We start from the raw sequence: 25,905 nt of genomic DNA, 5'->3' as shown, positions 1-25,905 counted from the left end.
TCCGAGGGTGTATAAACATGATTCAGAAAAACATAGACAAAATTATTATCGGTACCGCGCTTACTGTAGCGGCCTCCGCCTTACTCCCAATTGCCAAATCTACCTTGCAGCCGATCACGTCAGCCGGCATGCAGGGCAGTTCTGGCTTGTTACATCGGGCAAGATCCTTACTTCAAATAGCCCGGGAAGAAGTCGAAGATATCATAGCAGAAGCCCAGTTTGAAAGAATGAAAAAACAGCTTGATAAAGAAATCGCATCGCTCGATGACGAAGAGAAATGAAATGATAAATGAGGTGAATACTGGCAATATGGAGCAAAATGTAGATTTTCATTTGCGAGAAGCTTTATCTCATCTAGAAACCGCATTAAACCAAAGCATAAGAAGTGTACTCGAGAACGATGATACAAAAAAAGAAATTGGCTTGAAATGGGAGAAGTTTCTTGGTGCATTCATCGGTCAAGTACGAGAAAAGGGTAAAAAATCAAGGCTCAATCTTCTAGGCTGGATTACCTTTCCTCGCAATCGTTAACAAAAGAACGCCTCTTTAGCTAAAGATGGGAAAAGAGGCGTTCCTATGCAATTATTCCTTCTACTACTTGTTAATTACGTCTGTTTCTAACTGAGATGACTCCAAGTTTCTTGCCTAGCCACATGTACAATGGATTTTTGATAGGAATAACCTCCTTCCTTTAAGCCTTACCGTTGCGGGTAAGAAGCGGTTATAACGATCAATTTCGGCTTCATTTGTATTTTCTCAAAGCTATTTTTCTCGCGGTTGTTCCTAAATATACGGATAAAATAATTACCAATCCCTTTGGAGACCAAGAGATCGGGCTTGTTAACCAACTATAATTTTCCGTTTTTTAACATTGAACTACGGCCTGTCTTGCTGATTTCCGTTTGTGCAATCGTCCGTTAATCTGTAATTGTATCTACATGAATATCTACTTTGGAGTAATCTGTCCAATCCCCACTACCTACAATATCTAATTGATAATAGACGCCTCCGCCTTCTGGACTTCTTTGTTCCAGTGTTACAGGAACATCCATGTGTTGATGAATACGTGAATGACCTAGAATCCGCTCGTTATTATCAAAAAAAGTCAGATTTATGTTGTAATCGTGAGACCCGGACAATTTCCCGCTTATCCACGCATTTGCAACCGTGTAGCTTCCCGTTTTCTGCATTCTAAGAATACCTAAAAGCACCTTTCCTTCTGGATCAACTAAATTCAGAGAAGGCGGTACCGGCAGGCCAAAATAATATGGAAATGTCTGCTGTAGCGTCGGTATTTCAGTTGATGACAATTTATTATACAAAGGCAGTAAAAGAGGGGTCGTCACACTTCCTTGCCCCAATCCATCTTGATTAAAAATGGTATAAGGAATTTTAGCTGCTATATCACCCGTTGAATTCCAAAAGCTTAGTTTTCCCCATACATAGTGTTGACGTGGACCAGGATGAATCCGCCCTACATTCCATGCATCTGCTTTTAAAGTAAATTGCCCTTGAACAAATGTCCGGTCACCCAATTTGATAATGTGAATGCAATTAATTGTCATTAAATCCCCATAGTCAGGACTTATCGCAGTTGGGAAAGAAATCGTTTCAGAGTTACCATCACTAATTTCAGGATTAATCAACCATTGATCTCCTCTCCAAGAAGTTTCAATTTGAATGGCGTAAAATCCTGAGGGAGAAAGAAATTCTGCTTTAGTATGTACAGTCTGTGGTGACAGTATCGCTTTATTCGCAGCCGAATGGTATGGACGATCATATAACGGGGTGTCTGCTGCCAAGTTCAAGTCGACCTTGAGCGGTTTAATTACACCCAGTTTAGTGTTATCAAGCTTAATCCACATTTTTCCAAGCCAAGTTGTGTGAATTTGAATCCATGTATAACCTTCTGCTTGCTCATAATCATTCCCATCATATTGCGTTTGAACAACTTTTACATCCTGGGGACTAAGCGAAGCTAAGGACTCTATGGTATCATCAGGTGTAGAATAGAGCGGAGTCGTATCAAGGAGGCTTATGGTTTTAAGCATCTCATTCTGAGACACATCGACATCAGAAGATTGAGATTGCACTGGTAACGCCAAAGCCATATTAGAAAAACTTACAAACAAAATAAGAATAAGTAAACCTAGTTTCTGCATTAAAAAGCCTCCAATTGTCCTGTTTACTCAATTTTACCATAATTATGAAGTTCTCGGTTCCCTCATTGAGCATATTTTCCAATTCTGTATATTATCTTGGAGAAAAAAAGGCTGCCCTAGGAAAATTCCTATGCAGCCTAGAATGTGTTATTCAACTGTTCATTTAAATCGCATTAATTCGTTCCCGGTTCCAGCTCGTAGTCCCACCACTTAGCAGAACGATGTTCCGTAACATTCGTGATCGAATTCTGATTCGAATCAAGAAAGTAGAGATGACGGTTAATTCCCATATACCAGTAACCTTGATCATAGTTAGACACTTTATCAGCCAGCAGCTCGGTCGTAAGACGAAAGAGCGTGCCTCCTTCGCTAGGTTTAGCTATTGGCTGACTCGGCTGAAATACGTCAATCATGAGACTGCCATCCTCAGCTGCTAGCTGCACCGGATTTGGATTATCTGCCCCTAAGACATTTACGTCCTTGCCTTCAAACATGTTATTCACAAGCTTGAACGTGCCATCCTTAGCCAATAACGCTGCTTGACCGTGATGATAATTGTATGCCCGATATTCATAGCCCCGCCTTATACTCGTATAGATCCAATGCGACCCGTTAGAGTTGGCAATCACCCGATCTGGTACGCTCATATATCCAGGAAGCTCCGTCACCTCTTGCCCGTGCACCCAATACAACAACGCGCGGAACGGCAGCTCATGAGGAACGGCTATTGGAGGAACAAACTCCATTCGTAATGACAATAGCCCTTGATCACCTTCCAGAGGAAACCATTTTGCCTCAATGTGAACATTATTCTGTGTCGTCCATAACGTAGCGTCGACCGGCAAGTCATGATTAACATTAATCTTGTTCCCGCGGAACATAAGCATGTCATCCTGCTTGGTTACCTCTGCGGACACGTCCAAACTGCCGTTGTCTCGCTTATTGCTGCTAGCATCCATGACGGTTGTCCACTCACTCCGAGAAAGTGCGACAGGTTTGGCTTCCAGCTTTTTATCAACCCGAAACATTTGCCTGCTGAGCTGCCCCCCTTGCAATACGTACAACGAATCAGCATCATCCGAAAAAATCCTTCCTAATTCCGGATACTGCAGACTTGTCACCTGCAGTCCGCTCTGTTCGTTCCAAGCAAGCGAGAGCCCTAGGAGTTCATGACCTATATGCCAGGTTAATGGTATATAAGTCATATCCCTAAATTGCAGGAGCGGATAAGGCTCTTTCGATTGGTCGATGAGTTCCCAACCACCCAGACCTGTTTCGGATGGCGTTCCAAGCTCTACCGGATAGTCAACAACGGTCGCGAGATACGACCTTTTCGTACTATTTGGCGACGCGGCATCCGGGTGTAAAGCCTTAGGAGCAACCGTGGAGACGGTTCGCTCATTCACAGATGACACTTTTAATCCGTTCTCCTCGCTCCAAGAAATATCCCACTTCAGCGCTTTAGACATATCCCATGTCAGCGGAAAATAAGTTATGTCCTTATACACGAAAAGCGGATAGGCGGCATTCGCGTTATCCGCAGCAATCCCGTTTACAGTCACCGAAAACTCTGCAATTTTAACGTTCACTTGCTTGGATTGTCCATAAACTTGGCTTGGAATCATCAATAGCATTACGACTAGCCAGTAAGGAATGAGTCGCAGGCCTGCATGTTTAATCATCTTCATCGTTTAACTCCTTCACTTGCGGGATTTAAACTATATGACGCATGCTTAGGAGAAATGTTTCTATATTTACAATATATTCAAATTCGAAGCAGCGATACTATCCAACATTACCTGCAAATCTTAATTAAACTTCGTTAAATCACAATCATCATGAGGCGCTCCCCACGTATCTTTGAATATAAGATTCATGAGATTAATTCTTTTGGCCCAATTTTCCGTCTCTAATATAGGCTTATTCGGGTAGTCATCCGTATAACCAATTGAAATTAAAGCTATCGGATCAATATGAAACCCAGCCCATTGCCACTCCTTCTACACATGCAGCTAACCACATGTTTTGTATCGCACAAGCAGTGGACAATATGTCCGTTTCAGGAATTGAATTACGCCCAAGTACATGAGATCCCCCTCTAGAAGGGTCACATGTGACACATATTGTTAAAGACGCTTGTTTTAATCCTTCAATTTTAAGACTTAGAAATTGGTCTTGCTTTTCTCCTTCGTAATGAATGGCTAAGGCTCTTCTTTCTTTATCCGCTGCCCAAGCTAATTGCTCCTTTAATTCATCAGAAGAAACTAAAATAAAACTCCATGGCTGCATAAAACCTACAGACGGACCATGATGTGCAGCATTTAAAATATTCATAACAATATTCTCGGGAATCTTTTTTGTTAAAAATGTTCGTACGTCACGTCTTGTATAGATAACTTTATATAAGGCTTGCTTTTCAAATTCAGAAAACATACTATGCCTCCATTAAAATTAATGTTTTCGTTCTGACCTTCTTAATCATTTGAACCATTTTGTTATCGTTTTGACTTTTGTGATTGTGTCCCTACTTTAAGATAAAATGGCCACCGACATAATCCGCATTTTGTAAATGTCTTTTCATAAGCTCATTCGAAATGATAAGTGCCTGCTCGCGGGTCGTCGCCGGCCCTGCAAACATCAAACCATCGCCGCCGTTCCATCCACCGCCCTTGGAGCCATCTTTGGCAACGACTTCCTTCATTCTCAGAAACGTAACCGAACGGAAATCGGAATCTGCGAATAAAACACCGCTGTTATACACTCTTGGCATGACAACACCTGAACTTGACGTCTCGAAATAGCCATAAATGACTGGGCCGTACCCGTTCTTATCGAAATGAATCACGGCCTCTCGGCTCTCTTCCGGAACGGTAATTGTATCATGCGCGAACGTAATTGTGCCTTTAAATGTTCGTAAACCATTCAAGCTTCTAGAGGAAGATCCTTTGATCCTTACACTTTCGGATTGTACGTCGTTGCTATTTTCAGCTCCAAGCTGGTAGTTTACACCTTGGATTGTCACGTCGATCGAACGTGTATATGTTACCCAAACAATATCAACAAGCGTTAAAATAATTGTCATAGCCATCAATGAAAACAAGATAATCTTTAACGGGTTTACAGATTTTTTTGAAAGCAATCGATTTCCACGCTCCTTACTTTTAACCTGCCCTGTTTCTCTGGACCAAAAATGCGGTTAATTTAATAATGTATATTCCAATATTTCATCGGAATTCTGTTCATAGTCAAGCTTTTTATAAACCACTTTATTTTCGCCCGACCATCCCAGGGCAACATAATCGATTTTATCCGTAGCTTTGAATAAAATTTTAATTTCTTTGGTGTCCATGTTCATGATCGATACATTATGCGAATTTCCCGTTTCGGTGTTCATTTTGTAGGTAGATCGAATTTCTTCAACCCCGCTAAACAATAATAGTTTTGAATCTGGAGAAAAAAAATAAGGAGTACCCGCAATCCGTCCATCAACCAAACAGAAACAACCAATCTTATCGATATTTCCATTATGAGCATCAACAATCTTTATTTGCTCTTCGGATGAAATGCCACCACTAAATATGAAAAAGCGGCTATCAGAGGACCAAACGAACTTATTCAGCATTTCCTCTTCATAGATGGAGATCGGTTTTTCTTCTCCCCATCTCCATATCCAAACCTGCCCATGACCTTCTTTTTTGTTCCCTTTAGCGTAGATTATAGTTCGTTGATCGGGTGACCATGTTTCTTCAAAAACATCCTTTTGCTCACTTAAAGATTTGGTGATCTTCCAATAATTTGTAAGCGTTATTTTGTTGCCCGGAATGGGTTCGTCTACAATCGATTTTTTGCTCTTTACATCATACTTGTATTTCACATTTTCTTCCTGGAGTTCGCCCTTTTCCTCACTATATTTAATTAAGTTATAACTAATCGTTTGGGAATCTAACCACCCTATTGCGTTACTGTCTTCAGTCTCTGTACCTTTCAGAATCATTTCTTCCTTGTTTGTGGCAATGTCATACATAACTAGATCAAAAGCTTCGAAAGGGTCCACATATTTTCCCTTTAATGTGGAAACATCTCGGTTCAGTTTGCTGTATAGTATTTTCTTACCATTGGGCGAGAAGTAAATGCTATGCAGATAGCCAAGAGATACGACCTTCTTAACTCCTTCGGCTACAAATAAATCTCCGGCGCGAGTTACATACGTTCCCGTATCAACGAAGATATACTCACTGTTTGGAGACCAAATCACGTCTCCCACTGTTTCTTCTTTCATTTCCTGAGTTTCTTGTGGTTTATCATCCCCCACACGCCAGATGTGCAAGGTGAGAGGGTCATATTGTGAGTTTGTATCACTGTGCATATAAGCTACATATTTTTTGTTGGGAGATTCCGTTATATCAAAGATACCTGTTTGACTCTTCAATTCATTCCTCACGTAAGCTAAGTTAAATTTCTCTTTACTCGCATGAACCTCATTCGGCGTATTCTTTGGTACATTCGGGGGATTTGTTGGCTGAGGTAGTGTAGCAAGAGGCGTAGGAGGATTTGAGGCTTTCAATTCGATGACTGCCGTTTGCTTTTCATTTGTTGTATTTATTGAATCTAATGATGATATATCTGTTTTGAATGCTGGTTTACAACTTGTTATCATTAACAAAAGTGTAAATCCCAATATATATCGAACTAATTTTCTCAATGATTAACCCTCCAATTCAAAAATAATCCCGTTTAATGCCCATAGCCTCCATATTTAATTTACCACAATTAGGTAAAAGTGTCTTGGTACCTAATCAGAATTCCTCATAAATCGTAATAAAACACTTGATATGCATAGCACTTTACTTTGAGCTCCCGGGAAAGGCGGCCTACAATTAAAATAGCTACTGAAAATGAGGTGGTCCGATAAGTGGTCTGCTTTTTGAGGAGGTGATGATGTTTTTACTTGGATCCTACCAGCTAGGAAAATTTAGTTTGAACGAATTGAGGAGGAAACAATGTTGAATGGAACACGGTCCATGGGCTCTAACAAGTTAGTCAAATGGTGCTGTATGCTTATTCTTATTTTGGCACGGGCGCGCTTTGGTTTTTCGCGTTGGATCAAACCTTTAACTACCACCATTAATGTGGACGACAACAAAATCATTGATAGCATTATGAAGCGATTCACTTTATTGGTTCAACGATCAACAATATAACATTTAATCATGACCAGATTATTGGGGCAGGCACTTTTGCAATAGATAATCGAGCAAACGGCGGTTCTGTTACTTTTAACAATGTCACCGCCTCAGGATTAGGCAGGGGCAGTTACTTTGGCACTGCCAATGGATTTACGATTATACAAGGACCAGGCAATTCGGGATGGAGCGCTACACCTGTTCTCGTGCATCCTTACCCTACACCCGTATATTCACCCATCGTTTACCCCTAGGTTTAACCCTGTGGGTCTATGGTGTATTGATTTGAACGCCATAACGACAAAGGATATATGTTCTTGTCATGAGCAAAAGACAAGAGCATATATCCTTATTATTTAATATACTATCCGATATATAAACTAGGAATGACTGCTTGGTGGCTGCTCGCTTAAGTTCCTCTTCCCCTTCCCTTTCTTAAACGTTCGGGATAGTCTCGCCTTGCCTCTATAAATGAGCTCATACATAATCGGTACAATGACCAGGGTAAGGAGCGTTGAGGTCGCGAGACCGCCGATGACCACTACGGCCAAGCCTTTTGAAATGATCGTTCCTTTGGATAAACCAAGTGCCAAGGGCATTAGGGCAATTATGGTTGCGCCAGCGGTCATAATGATCGGTCTTAATCTTGTTAATCCTGCCTCTATGAGCGAATCATGAACGGAATGTCCTTGCTCTCTAAGCTGTTGAACGCGATCAATTAATACAATTGCATTCGTGACGACGATACCAATCAACATCAAGAACCCAATGAGTGACGTCACATTTACAGATTCTCCGGTCACAAGAAGACCTAGCAATCCGCCAATAACGGCCAGCGGCAGCGAGAATAAAATGGCAAATGGCGCACTGCCATTACCAAATGCTAATACCATCACTAAATATACAATAAAGATGGATGCGGCCATGGCTGCGTACATTTGCATGAAACTGTTATCAATATTTTTGGATACACCCTTCAACTCACGGCTAACACCGGGCGGCAATTCCAATTTGCTAAGCGCTTCGGACACCTTCTTACTTATACCGCCTTTATCTTTACCGTCAATGACCGCCGTGACATACACCACCTGCTTTTGAGACTCTCGGCGAATAGATACCGGTGCGTCGATGGTTCTAACCTTCGCCATGGCATTCAATTGTACGCTTTGCCCCGTGTTTGTTTTCATAACAAGAGCACCTAATTGATTGACTGAATTTTTAAATTTGCTATCCAACATGACCTTCGTCGTATAGGTAACGTTATCGAATTTCAAGTCGCCCAGCTTCTCTTCTTTAATCCAGTTGTGTACATTTTCCAGTATTTGCGTGGTTGTAAACCCATACATTCTGGCATTATTTTCATCAATTGTGATTTCAATCTCACTCTTCGAGTCGCTCAAACTGTCTTTCCTATCCGTCAGTTCAGGAAACTCCTTCATTTTCTCTTTGACCATATTAGCTGCTTGCTGTAAATAAAGTTGATCGTCGCCTATCAAAAAGTAATAGAAATCCGGCCCACCTCCCCCACCGCCATCCCCAAAGCTAATCAACTGACTGTTAACGGTTGAACTGCCGGGAAGAAGATTCATGATTTCAGCTTCATACTTCTTCATTATTTTCTTAGCGTTTTGCTTAGGGCCAACTTCTGTGAACATCGTCGTCTTATAGGCGGACCGATCACTGCTAAAATCATAACCAACAAGGGACTCATTATTCATGAAAATGGGGTTGCCTTCCGCATCCTTCGCGTCCCGAAGCATCGTTTCGACTTCCTTGGATTTGGCATTCATCATCTCGAATGAGGTCTCTCTTGGCATTACAATTTGATAAACCACTTGTTTATCCGACTCACTGGCTGGCATAAAAGCTATACTGAGTTGCGGTACGATCAACACAATGGAAAGAACAAAAACAAGCGCAGCTATAGCCAGTGTCTTCATTCGATTATGCAGCGACCATAACAACGCTTTCTTATAGCGGCTCGCCATCCAGCTTTTCTGGTTTTCAGCATGATGCGGAATTTTGCTGCTTTTCATGACCATGAGCTTTGCCAACAAAGGAATCACCGTCAATGCTACGAGCAGTGAGGATAACAACGCACAAGCCAGTGTAATCGCAAAAGGACGAAATACTTCGCCTATTTCCCCACTGACGAAAGCAATCGGCGCGAAAACTCCAACGGTTGTGATCGTGGATGAAGTAATGGCCGCGGAAACTTGCTGAGTCGCCAATTTGATGACGGATTCATTACGGTCATGCGCTTTTTGCAATTGGCTGTATATGTTCTCAATAACGACGATACTATCATCAACAACGCGCCCTATCGCGATAGCTAAGCCCCCAAGTGTCATAATATTAAGGGAAATGCCCAAGGGATTCATCACCAATAAAGTGATAAGGATAGATAGTGGAATGGAAACGAGCACAATGAAGGTCATTCGTAAATTTCGCAAAAAAAGCAATATCATCAGAGATGCTAATATCGCACCTAAACTTCCTTCTTGAACCATGCCATGAATAGATTCTTTGATCGAAGTAGCTTCATTAAGTACAATATGAAACTTCACACCAGGCAGTGTCTGCTGCCACTCCGTCATCATCCTATCTGCTGTGTTGGCAAATTCAACGGCATTTGCAGCTTTTGTTTTGTACAGCAGCACGCCAATCGCCGGCTTATCGTCGACTCTCGCGATAAAGGAAGATTCGCTAATCGCTTCAATCTTAGCGATTTGCTTTAGCAATAAGGTATCCCCTTGCGGCGTTGATATGGGAAGATTATCCAATTTATATATGGAGTTGAGTTGACCTTTTACACGAACCATCTGTGTATTTCCGCTAACATCCACGGACCCTGCAGGGCTGGATATCAGTGAAGCCTGAATGATGTTGGAGATCTGCGTCGGACTCAGTCCATAGTTATTGATGGCGTCCGCATTCAATTTGATCGTCAACATGGCATCTTGATTACCAACCGAATCCACATGGTCAATGCCGTTGATCGATTCAAAGCCTGGCAGAATAGTGTCCTTATACACTTTATCCAGCTCATTTTGATTCATCCCATTTTCTCCGTATACAGCCATGTAATAAACGGGACTTGATGCAAAACCAGCCGTGAGCACCTTCGGCTTCTCAATCCCCTGGGGCAGTCGAACATTAGCAATTAGGCTCTCGATATCTTTCTTGGCATCATCCAATTTTTTGCCTTGGATAAGTTCAACAACAACCTGAGCGTAATTGTCTTGTGAGCTGGAGGTAAGATTCTTCAATCCATCCAACCCAGATACGGCTTTCTCAATTGGCTTGGTGATTTGCTCTAAAATATCTTTTGGCGCTGCGGTATACTGTGCCGTGATGTAAATTCTAGAAGATGATGTATCGGGCATCATTTCCACTTTCAATGTCGTCGTAAAGTAGCTGCCTCCCGCAACCAACAGCAGCATCATGATGAAGATGGCTGTTATGTTTTTCATCGAAAATGCCGTTAATTTGTTCATTCTTTTCCCCTCTCCTGCATCCCACATCCATCTTACAAATGTTTCCTTTCCTGTATCCTAGCTGAAAATTCTGCAGAAAAAGCGAGGGTAATTATGAATTTTTTCTGAAGAAAGATCTCTTCTTTGCACACAAAAAGAAAAACCGTCAGATCATCCTGGGGCCACTGAAAAAATTTTCAGTGGTCTATGGGGCTAATGAAAGGTGTTTTTTAGTTCAGTAGCCCTCTTAAACTGTAAGAGTGCAGTTATTTTCGATAGTAATCGTTTTTTAGTAGGGAAATCTTGCAAATCTACAGGTATTCCGACTTTTTATTGTCCTAACTTGAGATAAGGTGAATGAAAAAATGTATTTTCGCATGAATGAGTAGCTGCTGGATAAATCGCGATATTTAAAAATGTACAAATGCAGGTTTTCTTCAATGATAGTCCCTGCATCGCACTTCGCGAAAGCTAGTACGAGATGGACTACTGTTAGAAACTCATCCATGTCCTTGAAACGGAGTCTGGGGCTGCACAATTGCCGAAGATCTTGTATTCCAGGAAAGTGAAAAGAGGTGCCGCTAAGCACCTCTCCACTTAAAAATATGTTAAACATAAGGCCAAACTTATCGCTGAATCCCGATCGTCACAATTTCGCAAGGGCCAACTGGCAATACGATTTGACCATCTGCATCAACTTCAATACGCGGGCCGTGTGCTTCCATGATCGTGCTCTTGTAGAAATCATATTGCGCAATATGAGAGTAAAGCTTAACTTCGGTGTTTTGTACACTCATGTTGTACCAACGGAGCAGCAGATCGCCATTTCCTTCATTCAATTTCATCGAGGAAAAAGCCATCTCGCCGCCTTCCCAACGGAATGGTGCATACGTAGGGGCAATGCGTCCATAATGAACGCCTGTTTGGCACAAGGTCCACGGAATTTGGAATTGGTACGCTTCTTGATAAGCACCATCTTGTCTGCCATCTCCGTTATGCGGAATGATAGACATTCGAACCGTGTGCTCGCCTAGACATTGCGCTTCCGGCGTCGGGAACAAGCCCCAGTCACCCAACTCGCCAACCGCACGCAAGAGCGTTACGGCAATCGTATTGCGACCGTCGCGCAGAACTTCGTATTCGTTTAATCCGAGGTTGGCAACCACTAAGCCCGCTCCCGCTTCGCTTACATCAATGAAAGCCTGTTGATGCTGCGTATTGCTTGGATTTTCCCACTCAACCGCCGGCACGTTGTCTCGCTGCGCGATTTCAAACATGGAATCGACGCGGTGAACTTGTGCAGTTAGATCCGATGGGAACAGCATCCGCAATCGATGATCTTTGGCCTGATTGTTAAAGGAAGACTCGATCTCAACCCCTTTGCCGCTGCGGCTCAGACTAACCACCGTACGAATTTGCATTGGCACCATGCGTGTGGAACGCTGCGCTTTGCGATGCGGGTAGTAGATCAGATCCCGCTGCTCTTCTTCCAGCATTTCATCGCCTGAAGCAGGGATTGCCCAATCGTGTACAATTTCAACGGCAGCCTGATAAGCTGCGTCTTTGATCACGCGGATCTTTGCTACTAAACCAGAAGTGGTTAGAGGCTCTTCGCCATCCGGTTGTCTATACATATATTCGTTGCCGATATCCCCTGTATTCTCATACACGCCTAAATCTCGGTAGGTACGACCGTTCTTCTTGTCTGTCATTGCGAATGAACCGTTATCCGCGATTTCAACCTTAATCGCATCATTTTCCATCACTCGTTCTCCCGCGAGCAGCGAGGAACCCATATTTTCCGCTTCCTTTTTCACCCAAGCGTACGTCTTCAAGCCTAAAGCAGGTACTTTCTCAGCTTCAAAAGTCAATGTCACTTTACGGCACATATACGGCTGACGGAACTTATCGTCTGGTAAATCATAGCCGAACTGCAGTCCAAGATCCTGGGCCGTACACGGAATGATCGTGCCTAGCTCGTCCACCAGCGTTCTGCCTGAAAGATCTACTGTTTTGGCAAAAGCGCTGGCTTCCTCTAGTGTGTAGCCATCACGGAAGTACAGACGCAAAGCATCCAGTTCAATGTTCACAACGCCTGTACGCTCCCAGCCAGACGTATTAAAGACAACGACGGGCAGGGCACTTTCGCCCGCCTGCGCGAAGCTCGACGTATCGATCGCTTCCGCAATCGCTCGTTTGCTATCATCGACGATTGATTCCGCCACATGCCGGCTTTTCTCGAAGCGTGTCACCATTTCCCGGTGCACTTCGTCTACCGAGCAGCCGCAAATGCTATCATGCGGATGGTTTTGCATCAGTGTTTTCCACGCGTACGTAAATAAATGATGCGGGTATTTCTCCCCAACTTCGAGGACATGAGCGAAAGCGGCCAGCGGCTCAGCCACTTTTTCCAGCATCGCTTGCCCCAGCTGATTCATTTGCTTTAAGTACACACGAGCGGAAGCCGTGTTGACAAGCGTAGACCAACCGTCTGTCCGTTGACTGCGCAGCTCACCTTTTACCGTTGAAAGCTCATGCTTCCATGAACGCTGAACAGCTTCCAAGTAATCAATGAAATTCGAGTGAACAAACGTTGTATCCGGAAATAACTCACGCGCCGTTCGAATCGCCTCTGGCAAGTCCAACTGGACGGGCTGATGGTCACAGCCATTCATGAAAAGCAGTTCACCGGTCGACGCATATTTCTCGGCGTCCGTCAGCTTACGCTCCCAGTACGCTTTCGCTTCTTCGCGATCTGTCGGAATTTCATTTCCGTTCGAGTACCAGTTGGCGAAAAGAATGCCGAGCACCTGTGAGCCATCGGGACCTTCCCAGAGCAGCTCCGAGAATGACGATTCATAATCTCCGTCAGAGACGGTATTGTTAAAGCCAGTCGGTTTCACGCCGCGGCCAAACAAAGCATTCGTGATCCCGGACTGGCGCATCAATTGCGGCGTTTGTCCGACCAGACCGAACGTGTCGGGAAAATAACCGATTTTCGAAACTTGCCCAAATTTCTTCGCATCTTGATGTCCGATCTGCATATTTCGGATATTGGCTTCGCCGCTCGTCAAAAAGGCATCCTGCAAAATATACCACGGTCCGATTAGTATACGGCCATCTTGTATCAGCTTGCTCAATCGATCCTTTTGATCAGGTCGAACTTGCAAATAATCCTCCAGAATAATCGTCTGCCCATCTAAAAAGAAGCTGCGATAATTCGGGTCTTGATCCATTTTATCTAATAACGTATCTACAAGTTTTACGAGGCGAACATGGTGCTTCTCATAGGGTAAATACCATTCCCGATCCCAGTGCGTATGAGAAATGATATGTGCCGTTCTTTTGGTATTCATCGTTTAACTCCTTTCAATATGGACTTCCTGCGGACGATAGACGGCAATAAGCTTCCCTTGTGTATCAGCGGCAAAGAGGACAGATCGCTCTTTTTCGAGATTAAATGTATACGTCGCTTCACTATCGGTATCCTTCACCTGAACATTCACATCCCACGCAAACTCGGATACGAATACGTACAAGAAACCGCCCTTGAATGAAAGCTTCCTGCCATAAACGCCAGCCACATCGCCGCCCTGCATCCACATTAATCCACTGTGGCATCCGGCAGTCTCCACCGCATGACGATAAAGCTCGGCCACCGTATCCAATCGGTCGTTCAATTCCACAGGCAGCGGACTCCAGATCAATCGGCCGTTGCCCATAGGCATATCGACGACCGCATCGCCTGCGCTAATCGTTTCCGCGCTATGACCTGGAACTGTACTTCCGGTCCGTACTTCTTTGGCAGTTTCAGCAATTCGGCGCTTGCCGTATGATACCGGGAGCGCTGCGCCTTGCAGCAGAAGCCTTTCTTCTCGGCGTACATTATGAAGCTTAGCTGCCCCCAACTCATCGATTAGACGAGGTGTTTGCTTCCAATACGCATCAAGACCGATCGGACCAGTCACCAACAATGTGGCACCTGTGCGTTCAACAATGCCTACAAGTTTCGTCCACGCTTGTTCGTCCAGATTATGCGCGCTCGGAAGCAGAATCAGCTTCGCTGGTTGATCCTCCAACACATCCAAATGATATTCGGACGCCGCACGGAACGGCATCTTCATGTGATAGGACAGCACGCGAGTCATGTTCGTTGTCGCATCAAACGCCAGTTTGCGGTTAGAAAAATCATTGGAATAAGGGAAGATCGCCACAATATCCTCCAGAACCCGATCCTCGAATAAATCCCTGATTTCCGCCATAAAATGCCCAAAGTCATAAGAAACGTCCGCTTCCGGTTTCTCCGTTCCATCGGCGCGAAGCGCGCCAATATGCGATTCATTCGCGTTATCCATATAGAAATTCGTGTTCCAAATCCAATGAATAGCCCCTGCGCCACCGGTAGCAAAAGCATAGGCATATTTGCGTTCCAACAAGCTCCGCAGCTCGATCTCCGATCGTTTAGCTCGTCCATCCGGCGTTTCCACGTACATAATGCCTGTTTCTTGAATGACATTCGGCTTATTTGCCGTTTTGGCAAAAATCCCGTCCCAGACAAGGTTATCGTTTAACCACCAAGAGTGCACGGTTGTGTAGTCCACTGCTTCCTCATAAAAAAACGGAGAAGGGCGCTGCGCGCCAAGTGCTTCGTCCTGACCAACGACAACCAGATGCTCGGGGCAGATTTCTTTAATCGTATCGTAAAGCTGCTTAGCCCAGCGGTTATGCATTTCCATCGAGAACAAGCAATAATCCAGCCATCTTGTTCCCTTTTTCGCCCGGTGCATATCTTGCACGTCGAAATTGATTTCTGCTGCCTCGGGAATTGCCGCTGCTTCAAAAGTCGGCAGCTGCACCGGCGACATATTCCATCGCTCCTGAAGAAGCTCGATGCTGCCATGACGCTGCTTCAGCCATTCGACAAAGGCTTCTCTTTCGTAGATATCCCGGCTGGAACGCGGTCCATCGGAAAAAATCTGCGCTGGATCAAACATCGAAGGCTCATTGATCAGATCCCAGTCTACATGCGTTGTAGCTTTATGGCGGGAAACAATGGAGCGAATAAACCGCTTCTGCGCCTCGACGCTTTGCGGATCAAGGTAGGGGTTGACGCCCTCCCAAGTTTCCGGCGTAAAAGAGAAAAAGGTGAAGGTCACTTGCAAATTGTGTTTCTTGGCTGTTAACAAGAAAGCATCAATGGCTCTCAGAACCTCTTCCGAGGCATGTCCGTCCACCTGCATGATATTGCGGTAAGCTGTCCAGATACCCGTACGAATCCAGTTGATGCCAGCTTTGGCCATTTGGGCCATGTCCCGATCCCAGACATCGCTATTGGGCAGGAACAAAAATTTGCGGGCAACATCAGAGGTCATATACGTCATGCCGACGATCGGCAGCGGACGTCCATCTTTGATGAAATAATCGCGATCACAAGTAATCGGTTGTCCCTCCGCAAGAAGATGAGGATCGTGTCCCCAGAAGCCTTGGCGAAGCACACGAAGCTCCCCATCCTCAGACGTTGCTTTGCAGGTCACACGGTATAGACCACATTCTATATCTAGCGGCACCGGAATGCGCACCACATTGAATTCTTTGTTTACTTGAGCTTTTATCTGCTGATTCCAAGCTTCCTGTGTGCCATTCTCATGCTCTACACGTATATCAAACGTCCATGTTTTCGAGCCAGACTCTGCACTCATAAGCTGCGATTGGAGCGTAAGCATCGCATGCTCGCCTGGTTCAAAGCTGGCATAATTAGGTTTGATCCACAGCTCAGTAACACCACTGCCACAAAACGACGCCCAAGCCAGCAAACTCTGAGCGCCTCCTTCGCTCCAAAAGGAAGGACTAAGCGGTACATTGATAAACATCCAACGGGAACCGATAAACTCGCCACGCGAGTTTTCCCAAAGCACAACAGGCGCAGCGACCTCGCGGCCTTCCTTGCCGATGCTTTTCAAAAGCGGATAAATCTGTGTGCTCATCGTACCCGCGGCACCCATTTGATGAGGCAAATCACTATTGCGCGTCGTATGTGGCACCATATTCCACGTGTCCGAAAGCGCGAACATCGATTCCTGTCCCTGCAGCAGCGGAATAGTTTCCAATGCTGTATACGAACGGATTGGCGTTCCTTCGACGCGAAGAATCTCATGAATATGCAGTTGCTGATGATAGCCTGTCTGCTCAGATTCCACATACCAGCCGTCGTCCTCCCGGCGAACTGGAAACTTGAACGCTGCACCGCCTACGCTCAACAGTCCGCCGCCCCGCTGCAAGAACGCAAGAATTTGCGGCCAAGCTGATTTCGGAAAATACGGAGCATGCAGATTGACGAAGCATCCGCCGTCTGCTGTTCGAAGAGCCTCTCCAAGCGCAGCAGCTCCAACAACAACCGCGCCTTGTGCTGTCAATTGCTTCGTTTGTACGTCGTTGAAAGAACTGCTCGGGAACCCAGCTTCATAGAATATAACGATCGGACGGCTCATAGAAGACCATCCTTCATTGCTTTGTATACCAATTGAGAGAACAGACTGTTCGACCAAGCAAACCATTTGCGCGTAAAAATCGCTGGGTCATCTACATGAAACCCTTCATGCATGAACCCTGTGTCTGCATCCGTAGCTTCCAGCATCGCGATCATCTCCAGCTTCTCTTCCGCTGAAGCAGCCGTCAAGCCTTGCATCGACAAGGCCATATGCCAAATGTAATCGTCCGGTGTATGCGGACTGCCGATACCTCTGGCCACTTTGCCTTCAAAATAGAACGGATTTTCTTTGCTTAGCGCAAATGTTCTTGTGTTCTGGTAAATCGGATCGTCCGCGGACACATAACCAAGATAAGGAATCGACATGAGACCTGGTGTGCCTGCATCATCCATTAAGCAATAGTTGCCGAAGCCGTCTGTCTCATAAGCATAGATAGGGCCGAACTTCGGATGACGGTAAATGCCATACAATTGAATCCCATGATCGATATCGGATTCAAGTGCTTTCAAATCTTTCAGAAAATCCATATCCCTGAACACCCATTCCGCAAACTCCTGCATATGGCGAAGGGCCACAACCGCGAACATGTTGGCTGGAATATTGTAATGGAAGTCACAAGCATCATCACTGGAGCGGAAGCCTGACCATACCATTCCCGTATAATTGACAGGCATCCCCAAACCGTTATTGCGCAGGGAATCTGTCGGAATTCCGTTATCACGCGTGAAACGGTAAGGCGACTGCTCAAAGTGATGCTGCTCCGTTTTAAACAACTCATAGATTTTTACCATTGCGGCTTTAAATCCGGCATCGAAAATATCCGTCAGCTCTGTTTCCTTCCAATATGCGTAGGCCAGGCGCATCGAGAAGCATAAGGAATCGAGCTCAAATTTACGTTCCCACACCCATGGCGACATCTCGGTTTGGTCTGCTTTGTTCCAATGCCAATCATTGGCCGACTCGTTAAATGCATTCGCATAGGGATCAATATGGATGTACTGGATATGACGTTTAATTAAACCACTAATCACACGCTGCAGATCCGCATCCTCTTTGGCAAACGGCACATAATGCATGACCTGCTCGACGGAATCCCGCAGCCATGATGCAGGGATATCCCCCGTAATCACGAACGTAGTCCCGTCCTCCATCAATTTGGTCGTTGTCTCTAGGGTGTTAGGAAAACAATTTTTAAATAATTGCAAAAGCTTCGGACGATGAGCCAGCTTTTCTTCGGCTTGTAAGATCACGTCTTGAATTGCCTTGGGCAGCTCCAGCTTTGGCATCGGAATTTTCGGCAGTCTGAATTGTTCCACGGTAAATCCTCCAAATCTATCTTTTCATGAAAGTTGGTTTGATGTTTTATTCTTTCACAGCACCGATCGTCAAGCCTTGAATAAAGTAACGCTGGAAGAACGGATAAGCAAAAATAATCGGTCCTGTTGCAAGTACAACCATCGCCATCCGAGACGTATCCTGCGGCAGTGATTGCAGCAAGCCTATGCCTACAGAAGGATTGCTCGTATTCTGGAGCAGGAACTGCATGCTGTTCTCAATCCGCATCAGCATGGATTGCAAGGGGACCAGATTAGGCGTATCGATATAGAGCAGGGCATTGAACCAATCATTCCAGTACCCGAGAGTACTGAATAAACCGATCGTCGCCAGTCCCGGAAGGGACAGCGGCAGCACCAGCTTCACGAAGATACCAAATTCGCCGGCTCCGTCTATTTTCCCCGATTCAATAATGGCATCCGGTACCGACGTAATAAAGAAGGTACGCATAATCATAATGTAAAACGCATTGCCGGCGAGCGGCAAAATGAGCGCCCACAGCGAATCCTTAAGTCCCAGTAATTGTGTCATTACAATATAAGTCGGCACAAGACCGCCATTGAACAACATCGTAAAGAAAGCGAAAAAACCGAAAAAATTACGGAATTTAAAGCTTTTACGTGAAATGGCATAAGCAAAGGTAGCTGTCAAAAGCAAACTGACAAGCGTCCCCAATACCGTAACCAGAATCGTCACACCATAAGACATGAGCAGCTGATCGCCTGCTTTAAAGAGATAGCGATAAGCTTCAAGACTCCACTTCTCAGGGATAATACGGTATTCGTTCGTGTTCAGGGATTTCTCATCTGTAAACGAAATGATGGTCACAAACAAAAACGGAAAGACACAGGCAATCGCAAAGAGTCCTGCGGCAAGGTGAGCAAGTGTATTCAAAACGGGTGGCAGCTTATGAAAATCACGGGTTTTTATCGATTTTGCAGCATTCACGCCAAGTTCCTCCTTTCAACAACAAATGGGTTAAAACAGCGCATTGTCTTTATCAAATTTTCTAACGATATAGTTTGATGTCATGACGAGGATAAAACCAATAACAGACTGATACAGACCGGCTGCTGTACTCATACCGATTTCTCCCGTAGATTTAAGCCCGCGGTAAACATACGTGTCAATAACATTGGTTACCGAGTAGAGGGTACCTGAATCTCTAGGCACTTGCAGGAACAGTCCAAAATCCGCATAGAAAATGCGCCCGATGGCAAGTAAAGTTAGAATCGTCATCAACGGCTTCAACATTGGGAAGGTAATGTTTTTAATCTGCTGCCATTTGCTTGCACCGTCAATCATCGCAGCTTCGTAAAGCGACTTGTCAATCCCCATGATGGCTGCCAAATACACAACACTGCTGTAGCCAACAGATTTCCAAAGGTAGACGAGTATAATAATAAGAGGCCAATACGTCTTATCGTTGTACCAGCGGATCGGATCGACACCGAACCAAGGAAGAATATGATTCAGCATTCCTTTATCCACGCTTAGGAAACTGAATACGAAGTAACCTACGATAACCCATGATAAGAAATAAGGTAAAAACATCCCTGTCTGATAAAGCTTAGCTAGTTTCTTGTTCGTTATTTCCGATAGCACAATAGCTAATCCAACCGATAGGACAAGACCTGCAATAATGAACACAATATTGTATAAAAGCGTATTGCGCGTAATGATATAAGCATCGTTCGTACTAAATAAGAACTTAAAATTTTGCAGCCCTACCCACTTGCTTTCAACAATGCTTGCCCAAAATCCATCCCGGCTGTAGCGATACTGCTTAAAAGCAATAACCATGCCAGCCATCGGCAGATAGGAGAAGAACAGGAACCAAAGCGTTGCCGGCAATGCCATCAGCAGCAGCACTCTGCTTTGTTTTACATCTTTTAAAAATGCTCCTATTCTGTTCATACTTTTCACCCCTTTTTTGTTAACAAAGACAAAGATCAGGTGAATGCATAACATTCACCTCATCCTGTATTTAGCAACTATTTTTTGTTTGCAGCTTTCCATGCATCGATCTGACTTTGTGCTTCTGCCATAATTTTATCCAATCCGGCTGCTTTGAATTTTTCATTGGCAAGCGGAATATATTTATCCGGATCTACGGTACCTGTCATAAGTGTTGCCCAGAACTCTTCTTTCACATTTTGAACCGCGGCGATTTCATTAATCACTTTGGAAGGATCGAAGTTGAAGCCAAGAAGCGGCGCTGGAACACCCGTATCGTTAAATTTCTTAAACTCTTCCCATTTGTTCTCAGGATCTTTAACGTCTTTATACGTCAAAAGAACGTTACCCAGTGAAAAGGTTGGCATGTCATAATTTTTGGATGCCGGCAAGTTTTCCATCTTATCGTTGTCAACTTTTTTATAGTGCTCGCCTTCAATACCGGAATCAACCATATTGCGCAGCACAGGATCTGTGTTCAAAAGGTTCAGGAATTCCATCGCCTTCTCCGGATATTTGGAATTCGCGGAGATTGCTTGCATAGAGCCCATAACGGACCAGTTATAAATCAATGCCGGGCTTGCTGGTTTGGACACAACCGGGTAGCCGTAGCTTGCCGACCAAAGGTTGTCCGCGAAGGGTTGGTTCGTCGCTTTATCCGTGAACCATTTGCCGGTCACTTGCACATCATTGAGTGAAGTCAGCGTTGATGCTTCTGTCGGGACGTAACCCGCTTTATAATATTTGTTCATTGTTTTCAAAGCTTGTTTCATTTCCGGCGTATCCAGAATGTTAACCACTTTGTAGTCTTTGTTATCAATACTTACTGCCATTGGCATTTTTTCAACAATGTAATCATAAGGCACATAAGGCATGTAATTTTTATCAACCGCTAATCCATACGTATTAGGTTCTTTCGCTTTAATCGTTTGAAGCAATGGTTCCAAGCTTTCTAACGTTTTCACATTATCCAGATTGAGGTTATATTTATCTAATAGATTTTTGTTAAAGCGCCAGACGTCTTGCGCAGGCAATTCTTTGTTGGCAGGTACACCATAGTTATGCCCGTCTACTTTGGAACCGCTAAGGAACGCAGGGTCCAGTTCTTTGACAATCCCTTGTCCATTTTTTTGTAAAAGCTCGTCAATCGGCTTAAATGCGCCTTTACGGGCGTTTTGTACATAATCGAATGCCCATGAGGACGTAAACATAATATCCATAGGTGTACCAGACGCCGTCATGACTTGCATTTTTTGCGCGTAGTCACCCCAGTCCGTCATGTTCATTTTCACGGTTACGCCGATTTTCTCAGCTGTGTACTTGCTTACTTCAGCCATGACGCGGTCCACGTCTTTTTGCGGTGTTCCGATTGTATACCAAATTAACTCTACGGGTTTATTTGTTGCATTCCCTTTCGCATCGCCGGCATCTTTACTGCCGCACGCGCTAAGTGTCAGTGAAACTGCTAACGTCAATCCAAGTGTGGTGACCAAGTTTTTTTTCATCTTGCTCATTTTGTATCCTCCCTAGTGAATGCTCTTTTGTTTCGCCCGAGGGGCTATATTTACAGTACCGCATGAAAGCATTTACAAATAGACGATAAATTAAATGAACCCTGTCTAAAAACAAGAAAAAAACGCTACCAATCATTTTTCCGATCAAAAAAAGGATTGCTTCTAAGTTTTCCCTAGAGCAATCCTCTATAGTCTGTTGGAGAGATTCCTACGTACTTTTTAAATTGTTTATAAAAGTAGCCCAGCTCCCAATAACCTACCTCTTTGGCGATGACATGAACTTTGGAATGCGTCGTCTTCAGCAGTTCCTTCGCTTTCTCGATCCGATATCGGTTGATATACTCCGTAAACGTCTCATTCATTTCTTTATGGAACAATTGTCCCAAATAAACCGGGTGAATATGATAGTGGGCTCCCAGCATTTTGAGTGACAGCTCTTCGGCATAGGACTGTTGGATATATTTTAACACCTGCTGCACAATCGGACTTCGAACGTCGGAAATAAGGAAGCCTATCGTCGTATCGGCAATTTCGAGAATCGCAGCCTCTAGCTCTTCTAATGTCACTGCGCTTCGGATTTGGCGAAAAGCATGATGATACGCGTCCAGTTCCTCGGTATGGCGAATCGCTTTGATTTCCAGCTTGAAATGAATGACCATCTCAAGGGCAATATTCTGAAAATCGTGCGGGGTAATTCCGGGCAGTCCTTGAATACGTTTGAAGTCGCTTTGGATATGCTCGCGCAGATTTTCTTGATCTTTGGCAATAATCAGTTTCGCATATGCCGGCCAATCGATGATGGAGAAATCTACCTTCTGATTGTCTGTATTCATGGACAGCTCGTGATAATCAATGACTTGCAGCTCTGGATAGATCCAGAAATACTCTTGGATTTTCTTCGCTGATGCATAGCTTTGCGCGGCTTGTTCATGAAGCGGTTCTACGCTTCCAATAGAAATGCGCAGAGGTTGATGATGCAGATCAGTCTGAAGCTTCTGCAGCAGGCTGGTCAGTTCTTGTCTTCCCTGCTCAGGGTCATCCATGGAAGCAAGCAGCACAATATCCCCGTCCATATCGAAAAATGAGGTCATCCAGCTGTAGGCTTCAACGTGATCCGTCAACCTATCCAAAACCTCCGTGTTCTCCGAGGACATGCGCAGAATTGAAACGGCTATATAGGCAAAATCGAGGTTAATGCCCAGAAGGGATGCGCGTTCGTTGAACTCCACAGGCGCAATCTGATGCGTTAGCCAGCGATGGAGCGTATTGTCCTTCAAAATCTGTTTGCTGTAGGCCTGTACAAGCTGAGTCTCACTCAGCGTGTTTAGTTTCTCCACCGTGTTATAGAGGGTAGCCTTCAGCTCCTGAATATTAATGGGCTTAAGCAGATAATTTTCGATACCGAGCTGCATGCCTTCTTTTAGATACGTGAATTCATCGAATCCACTGAGAACAATGACTTTCAAATCCGGATGAACCATCCTAGCATGGCGAATGAGTTCCAAACCTGTCATGATCGGCATGGAGATGTCCGTCACCAACAGATCTACCGATGTTTCCTTCAAGGCGTCCAACGCCTTTTGCCCATTACCGGCATGCCCGACAATTTCCAGTCCGACTTCAGCCCAATCGATAATATCGTACAATCCTTCGATGATAAATGGCTCATCGTCCACAAGAAACACCCTAAACATCATGCACCCCCTCACCACCATCGATTGGCAGCGATATGTCTATTACTGTTCCTTTATGTAATTCACTTTGCAGCTTCACACCGTATTCGCTGCCGTAAAGCAGCTTGAGACGGTGATGAATGCTCCGCAAGCCGAAGGATTCTCCCTCCGTCTCCTCATCTTGCAAGAATGCCTCCAATTCGTTCAAACGTTGGGGTGAAATGCCGTTCCCGTTGTCTTCTACCTGCACGTGAAGGAATTCCTCTATCTGCTCCACGCGGATGTGAAGCTCATTATCGGTGCTTTCGCTTCGCAACCCATGTACGATGTAATTCTCTATAATCGGCTGAAGGGACATTTTCATAACACGGATACGAGCCAGTTTCCGATCGCACACGATCGAATAGGTAAATTTGTCCTTATAGCGAATCTGGAACAGCTCCAGATACAAGCGGCAAGCTTCTAGCTCATCTTTTAGCGTGTACATTTTTTTCTGCTGTACGAAGCTGCGAAATAACGCCGACAAGCTGTAAATCATTTCACCTACGTCATGGGCCCCTTGAGAGATCGCCCGCATGCGAATCACTTCCAACGTATTGTATAAAAAGTGAGGATTAACACGAGCTTGCAGCGCCGTCAGCTCCGTATGCTTCTGTTTAATATTAGCTTTGTACACACGATCGATGTAATGGTTCAACTCCTCCACCATATCGTTAAAGCTGCGAGATATTTGTCCCAGCTCGTCCTCTCGCACATCCGGAATCCGCGCACTCAAATCGCCTTGCTTGACCTTACGTGTAAAACGAATGATTTGGTTCGTACGCTTAGCGACACTCATGACAACGAGGAACGGAATCAGAATGGCAAAAAAGATACATATCGCGCTGATCATGAAGATCGTGCTTCCGATTTTCCTTGAGGAGGCGTCCAGCTCTTTTTTGGGAATGATACCGATCACACTGAAATTTCCTTTGCTTTGCGTCAGCTTTGTCACATAGTCGTTTTGATTCGAACCCCGATTCTCATACAACGAGCTAATCTGATCCATGAAAGGATATGGCTTGCCGTCATACTGATTGGAAGAATCAAATAGAACACCGCCATCCGGAGACAGTACGAGAATGCTCCCTTTCAGCTCGTCCTTATCATTCTTCAGTACCTTCCAAATACCATCCGTGCTATAGTACACGGTCTGCTGCCCAATATTTTTTAAGGTTTGCTTGTCGTTTATGGGTGTTCGAATCGCGTACAAGTTGTTATCCCACTGCTCTGCCGCTTCGCGGACCCAGACATTCGGCAGCTCAACGCTTTTACTTTCGAGCGCCATCACATCAGGAATATACGAGTGGGCCCGATTTGTAGGCACAATTTTCAATTGCCGGTTATGCCCTAGCACATATAAAGTCTGTTGATCCACGCTGTATAGCAGCAGATTGCGAATATCTTCGTCGTCGTCCACCTGATTTTTAAAATATTGCAGCCCGTCATTCCACATGCTGTTGCCACCTAAATTGTACTGCTCCAGACTATGCTGCACATACTCTTGAAAAGGGTGCTGCAGCATAAAAGATACCCCCGCGGCTAACGAACTATCCCTGTATAAGCCAAATAAGATGGACTGCGCTGAATCATATTTCCCGCCCAAATAATTGTTTACATTCGTCATGGCCTTCTTCTGTATATCCAGCTCGCGATTAATCGCGCCTGCGACATCGAATGGTACATATAATAAGAAAACGAAATAATCGTAACGACGGTAATCAGCGAAAATAGGAGCAGCAGCCTCATAAACAAATTATTTTTCAAATAATTTCGGTACATCTTGCGCAAACCCATCCTGCATCAACTCCTGCTGCTGTTAATCGGGTTCATTATAGCATATCAACATCGGTTGACGAATTTCATTCCTCAATCCGCAAACTATGCTGGCTCGCCCTGTTCTGGGTGTCACCTTCTGTAACACTGAAAAACAGCGTTACAACGCAAGAACTGGCTGACTCGCTCCCTTCCTCCTCTGTAAATCGGTTTTTCCTTCTTACAGTGCCAATTCTGGGATTGTCACCTTCTGTAACACTGAAAAACAGCGTTACAACGCAAGAACTTGTTGACTCGCTCCAT

At 44.6% G+C, this 25,905-nt stretch carries 17 protein-coding genes and 1 pseudogene; 3 read left to right on the top strand and 15 right to left on the bottom strand.

Features of this window, described 5'->3' with window-relative positions; all coding sequences use genetic code 11:
• Positions 1-17 precede the first annotated feature (17 nt).
• The gene (locus tag FU659_RS08975; RefSeq protein WP_147947260.1) at positions 18-281 is read left to right on the top strand and encodes a DUF5132 domain-containing protein; all 264 of its coding nucleotides are present in this window, start codon (positions 18-20) and stop codon (positions 279-281) included.
• 1 nt (position 282) lies between these two features.
• A complete protein-coding gene (locus FU659_RS08970; RefSeq protein ID WP_261807705.1) occupies positions 283-531 on the top strand; it encodes a hypothetical protein in 249 nt (82 codons plus the stop codon).
• A gap of 386 nt (positions 532-917) precedes the next feature.
• Here FU659_RS08970 and FU659_RS08965 read toward each other — a convergent pair whose 3' ends face one another.
• From FU659_RS08965 to FU659_RS08945, 5 genes and pseudogenes are all read right to left on the bottom strand, one after another.
• A complete protein-coding gene (locus tag FU659_RS08965; protein WP_147947259.1) occupies positions 918-2,162 on the bottom strand; it encodes a hypothetical protein in 1,245 nt (414 codons plus the stop codon).
• A 173-nt stretch (positions 2,163-2,335) separates the two neighbouring features.
• Entirely contained in the window at positions 2,336-3,850 is a 1,515-nt protein-coding gene (locus FU659_RS08960) for a hypothetical protein (RefSeq protein WP_147947258.1), read from the bottom strand.
• A gap of 120 nt (positions 3,851-3,970) precedes the next feature.
• Positions 3,971-4,595 (bottom strand): annotated as a pseudogene (gene bluB, locus FU659_RS08955) (5,6-dimethylbenzimidazole synthase).
• A 91-nt stretch (positions 4,596-4,686) separates the two neighbouring features.
• The gene (locus tag FU659_RS08950) at positions 4,687-5,301 is read right to left on the bottom strand and encodes a hypothetical protein (protein ID WP_147947257.1); all 615 of its coding nucleotides are present in this window, start codon (positions 5,299-5,301) and stop codon (positions 4,687-4,689) included.
• Between the two features lie 57 nt (positions 5,302-5,358).
• Positions 5,359-6,864 (bottom strand): hypothetical protein, encoded by a 1,506-nt coding sequence (locus FU659_RS08945; RefSeq protein WP_147947256.1) that lies wholly within the window; start codon positions 6,862-6,864, stop codon positions 5,359-5,361.
• A gap of 298 nt (positions 6,865-7,162) precedes the next feature.
• Here FU659_RS08945 and FU659_RS08940 point away from each other — a divergent pair, with 298 nt between their 5' ends.
• Positions 7,163-7,363, top strand: coding sequence for a hypothetical protein (locus FU659_RS08940; protein WP_147947255.1), 201 nt, complete (start codon positions 7,163-7,165; stop codon positions 7,361-7,363).
• Between the two features lie 362 nt (positions 7,364-7,725).
• Here the strand turns inward: FU659_RS08940 and FU659_RS08935 are convergent, their stop codons facing one another.
• The 10 genes from FU659_RS08935 to FU659_RS38220 form a co-directional block, all read right to left on the bottom strand.
• The gene (locus FU659_RS08935) at positions 7,726-10,842 is read right to left on the bottom strand and encodes an efflux RND transporter permease subunit (RefSeq protein ID WP_147947254.1); all 3,117 of its coding nucleotides are present in this window, start codon (positions 10,840-10,842) and stop codon (positions 7,726-7,728) included.
• 605 nt (positions 10,843-11,447) lie between these two features.
• Positions 11,448-14,177: an alpha-mannosidase gene (locus FU659_RS08930; RefSeq protein ID WP_147947253.1), complete on the bottom strand. Its 2,730-nt coding sequence runs from the start codon at positions 14,175-14,177 to the stop codon at positions 11,448-11,450.
• A gap of 3 nt (positions 14,178-14,180) precedes the next feature.
• The gene (locus FU659_RS08925; RefSeq protein ID WP_147947252.1) at positions 14,181-17,309 is read right to left on the bottom strand and encodes a beta-galactosidase; all 3,129 of its coding nucleotides are present in this window, start codon (positions 17,307-17,309) and stop codon (positions 14,181-14,183) included.
• On the bottom strand, positions 17,306-18,625 hold the full coding sequence (locus FU659_RS08920) for a glycoside hydrolase family 125 protein (RefSeq protein WP_147947251.1): 1,320 nt from the start codon (positions 18,623-18,625) through the stop codon (positions 17,306-17,308). The genes FU659_RS08925 and FU659_RS08920 overlap by 4 nt, the downstream gene beginning before the upstream one ends.
• A 46-nt stretch (positions 18,626-18,671) precedes the next feature.
• Positions 18,672-19,592 (bottom strand): carbohydrate ABC transporter permease, encoded by a 921-nt coding sequence (locus FU659_RS08915; protein ID WP_147947250.1) that lies wholly within the window; start codon positions 19,590-19,592, stop codon positions 18,672-18,674.
• Between the two features lie 30 nt (positions 19,593-19,622).
• Positions 19,623-20,561 carry an ABC transporter permease gene (locus tag FU659_RS08910; RefSeq protein WP_147947249.1) on the bottom strand — a complete coding sequence of 313 codons (939 nt, stop codon included), beginning with the start codon at positions 20,559-20,561 and terminating at the stop codon, positions 19,623-19,625.
• A gap of 77 nt (positions 20,562-20,638) precedes the next feature.
• Complete coding sequence (locus FU659_RS08905; RefSeq protein WP_147947248.1) at positions 20,639-22,114, bottom strand: ABC transporter substrate-binding protein; 1,476 nt, start codon at positions 22,112-22,114, stop codon at positions 20,639-20,641.
• 173 nt (positions 22,115-22,287) lie between these two features.
• Positions 22,288-23,811 (bottom strand): response regulator, encoded by a 1,524-nt coding sequence (locus tag FU659_RS08900; protein WP_315971291.1) that lies wholly within the window; start codon positions 23,809-23,811, stop codon positions 22,288-22,290.
• Positions 23,801-25,453: a sensor histidine kinase gene (locus FU659_RS08895; RefSeq protein WP_315971290.1), complete on the bottom strand. Its 1,653-nt coding sequence runs from the start codon at positions 25,451-25,453 to the stop codon at positions 23,801-23,803. The genes FU659_RS08900 and FU659_RS08895 overlap by 11 nt, the downstream gene beginning before the upstream one ends.
• The gene (locus tag FU659_RS38220; protein ID WP_315971289.1) at positions 25,450-25,623 is read right to left on the bottom strand and encodes a hypothetical protein; all 174 of its coding nucleotides are present in this window, start codon (positions 25,621-25,623) and stop codon (positions 25,450-25,452) included. Before FU659_RS38220 ends, FU659_RS08895 begins: the two co-directional genes overlap by 4 nt.
• Between the last annotated feature and the right edge of the window lie 282 nt (positions 25,624-25,905).

It is taken from the genome of Paenibacillus sp. N3.4 (genome assembly GCF_008017805.1).
Taxonomy (GTDB): domain Bacteria; phylum Bacillota; class Bacilli; order Paenibacillales; family NBRC-103111; genus Paenibacillus_E.
The sequence above is the reverse complement of the archived record's forward strand: the minus strand, read 5'-3'. Positions and strand labels throughout refer to the sequence as shown.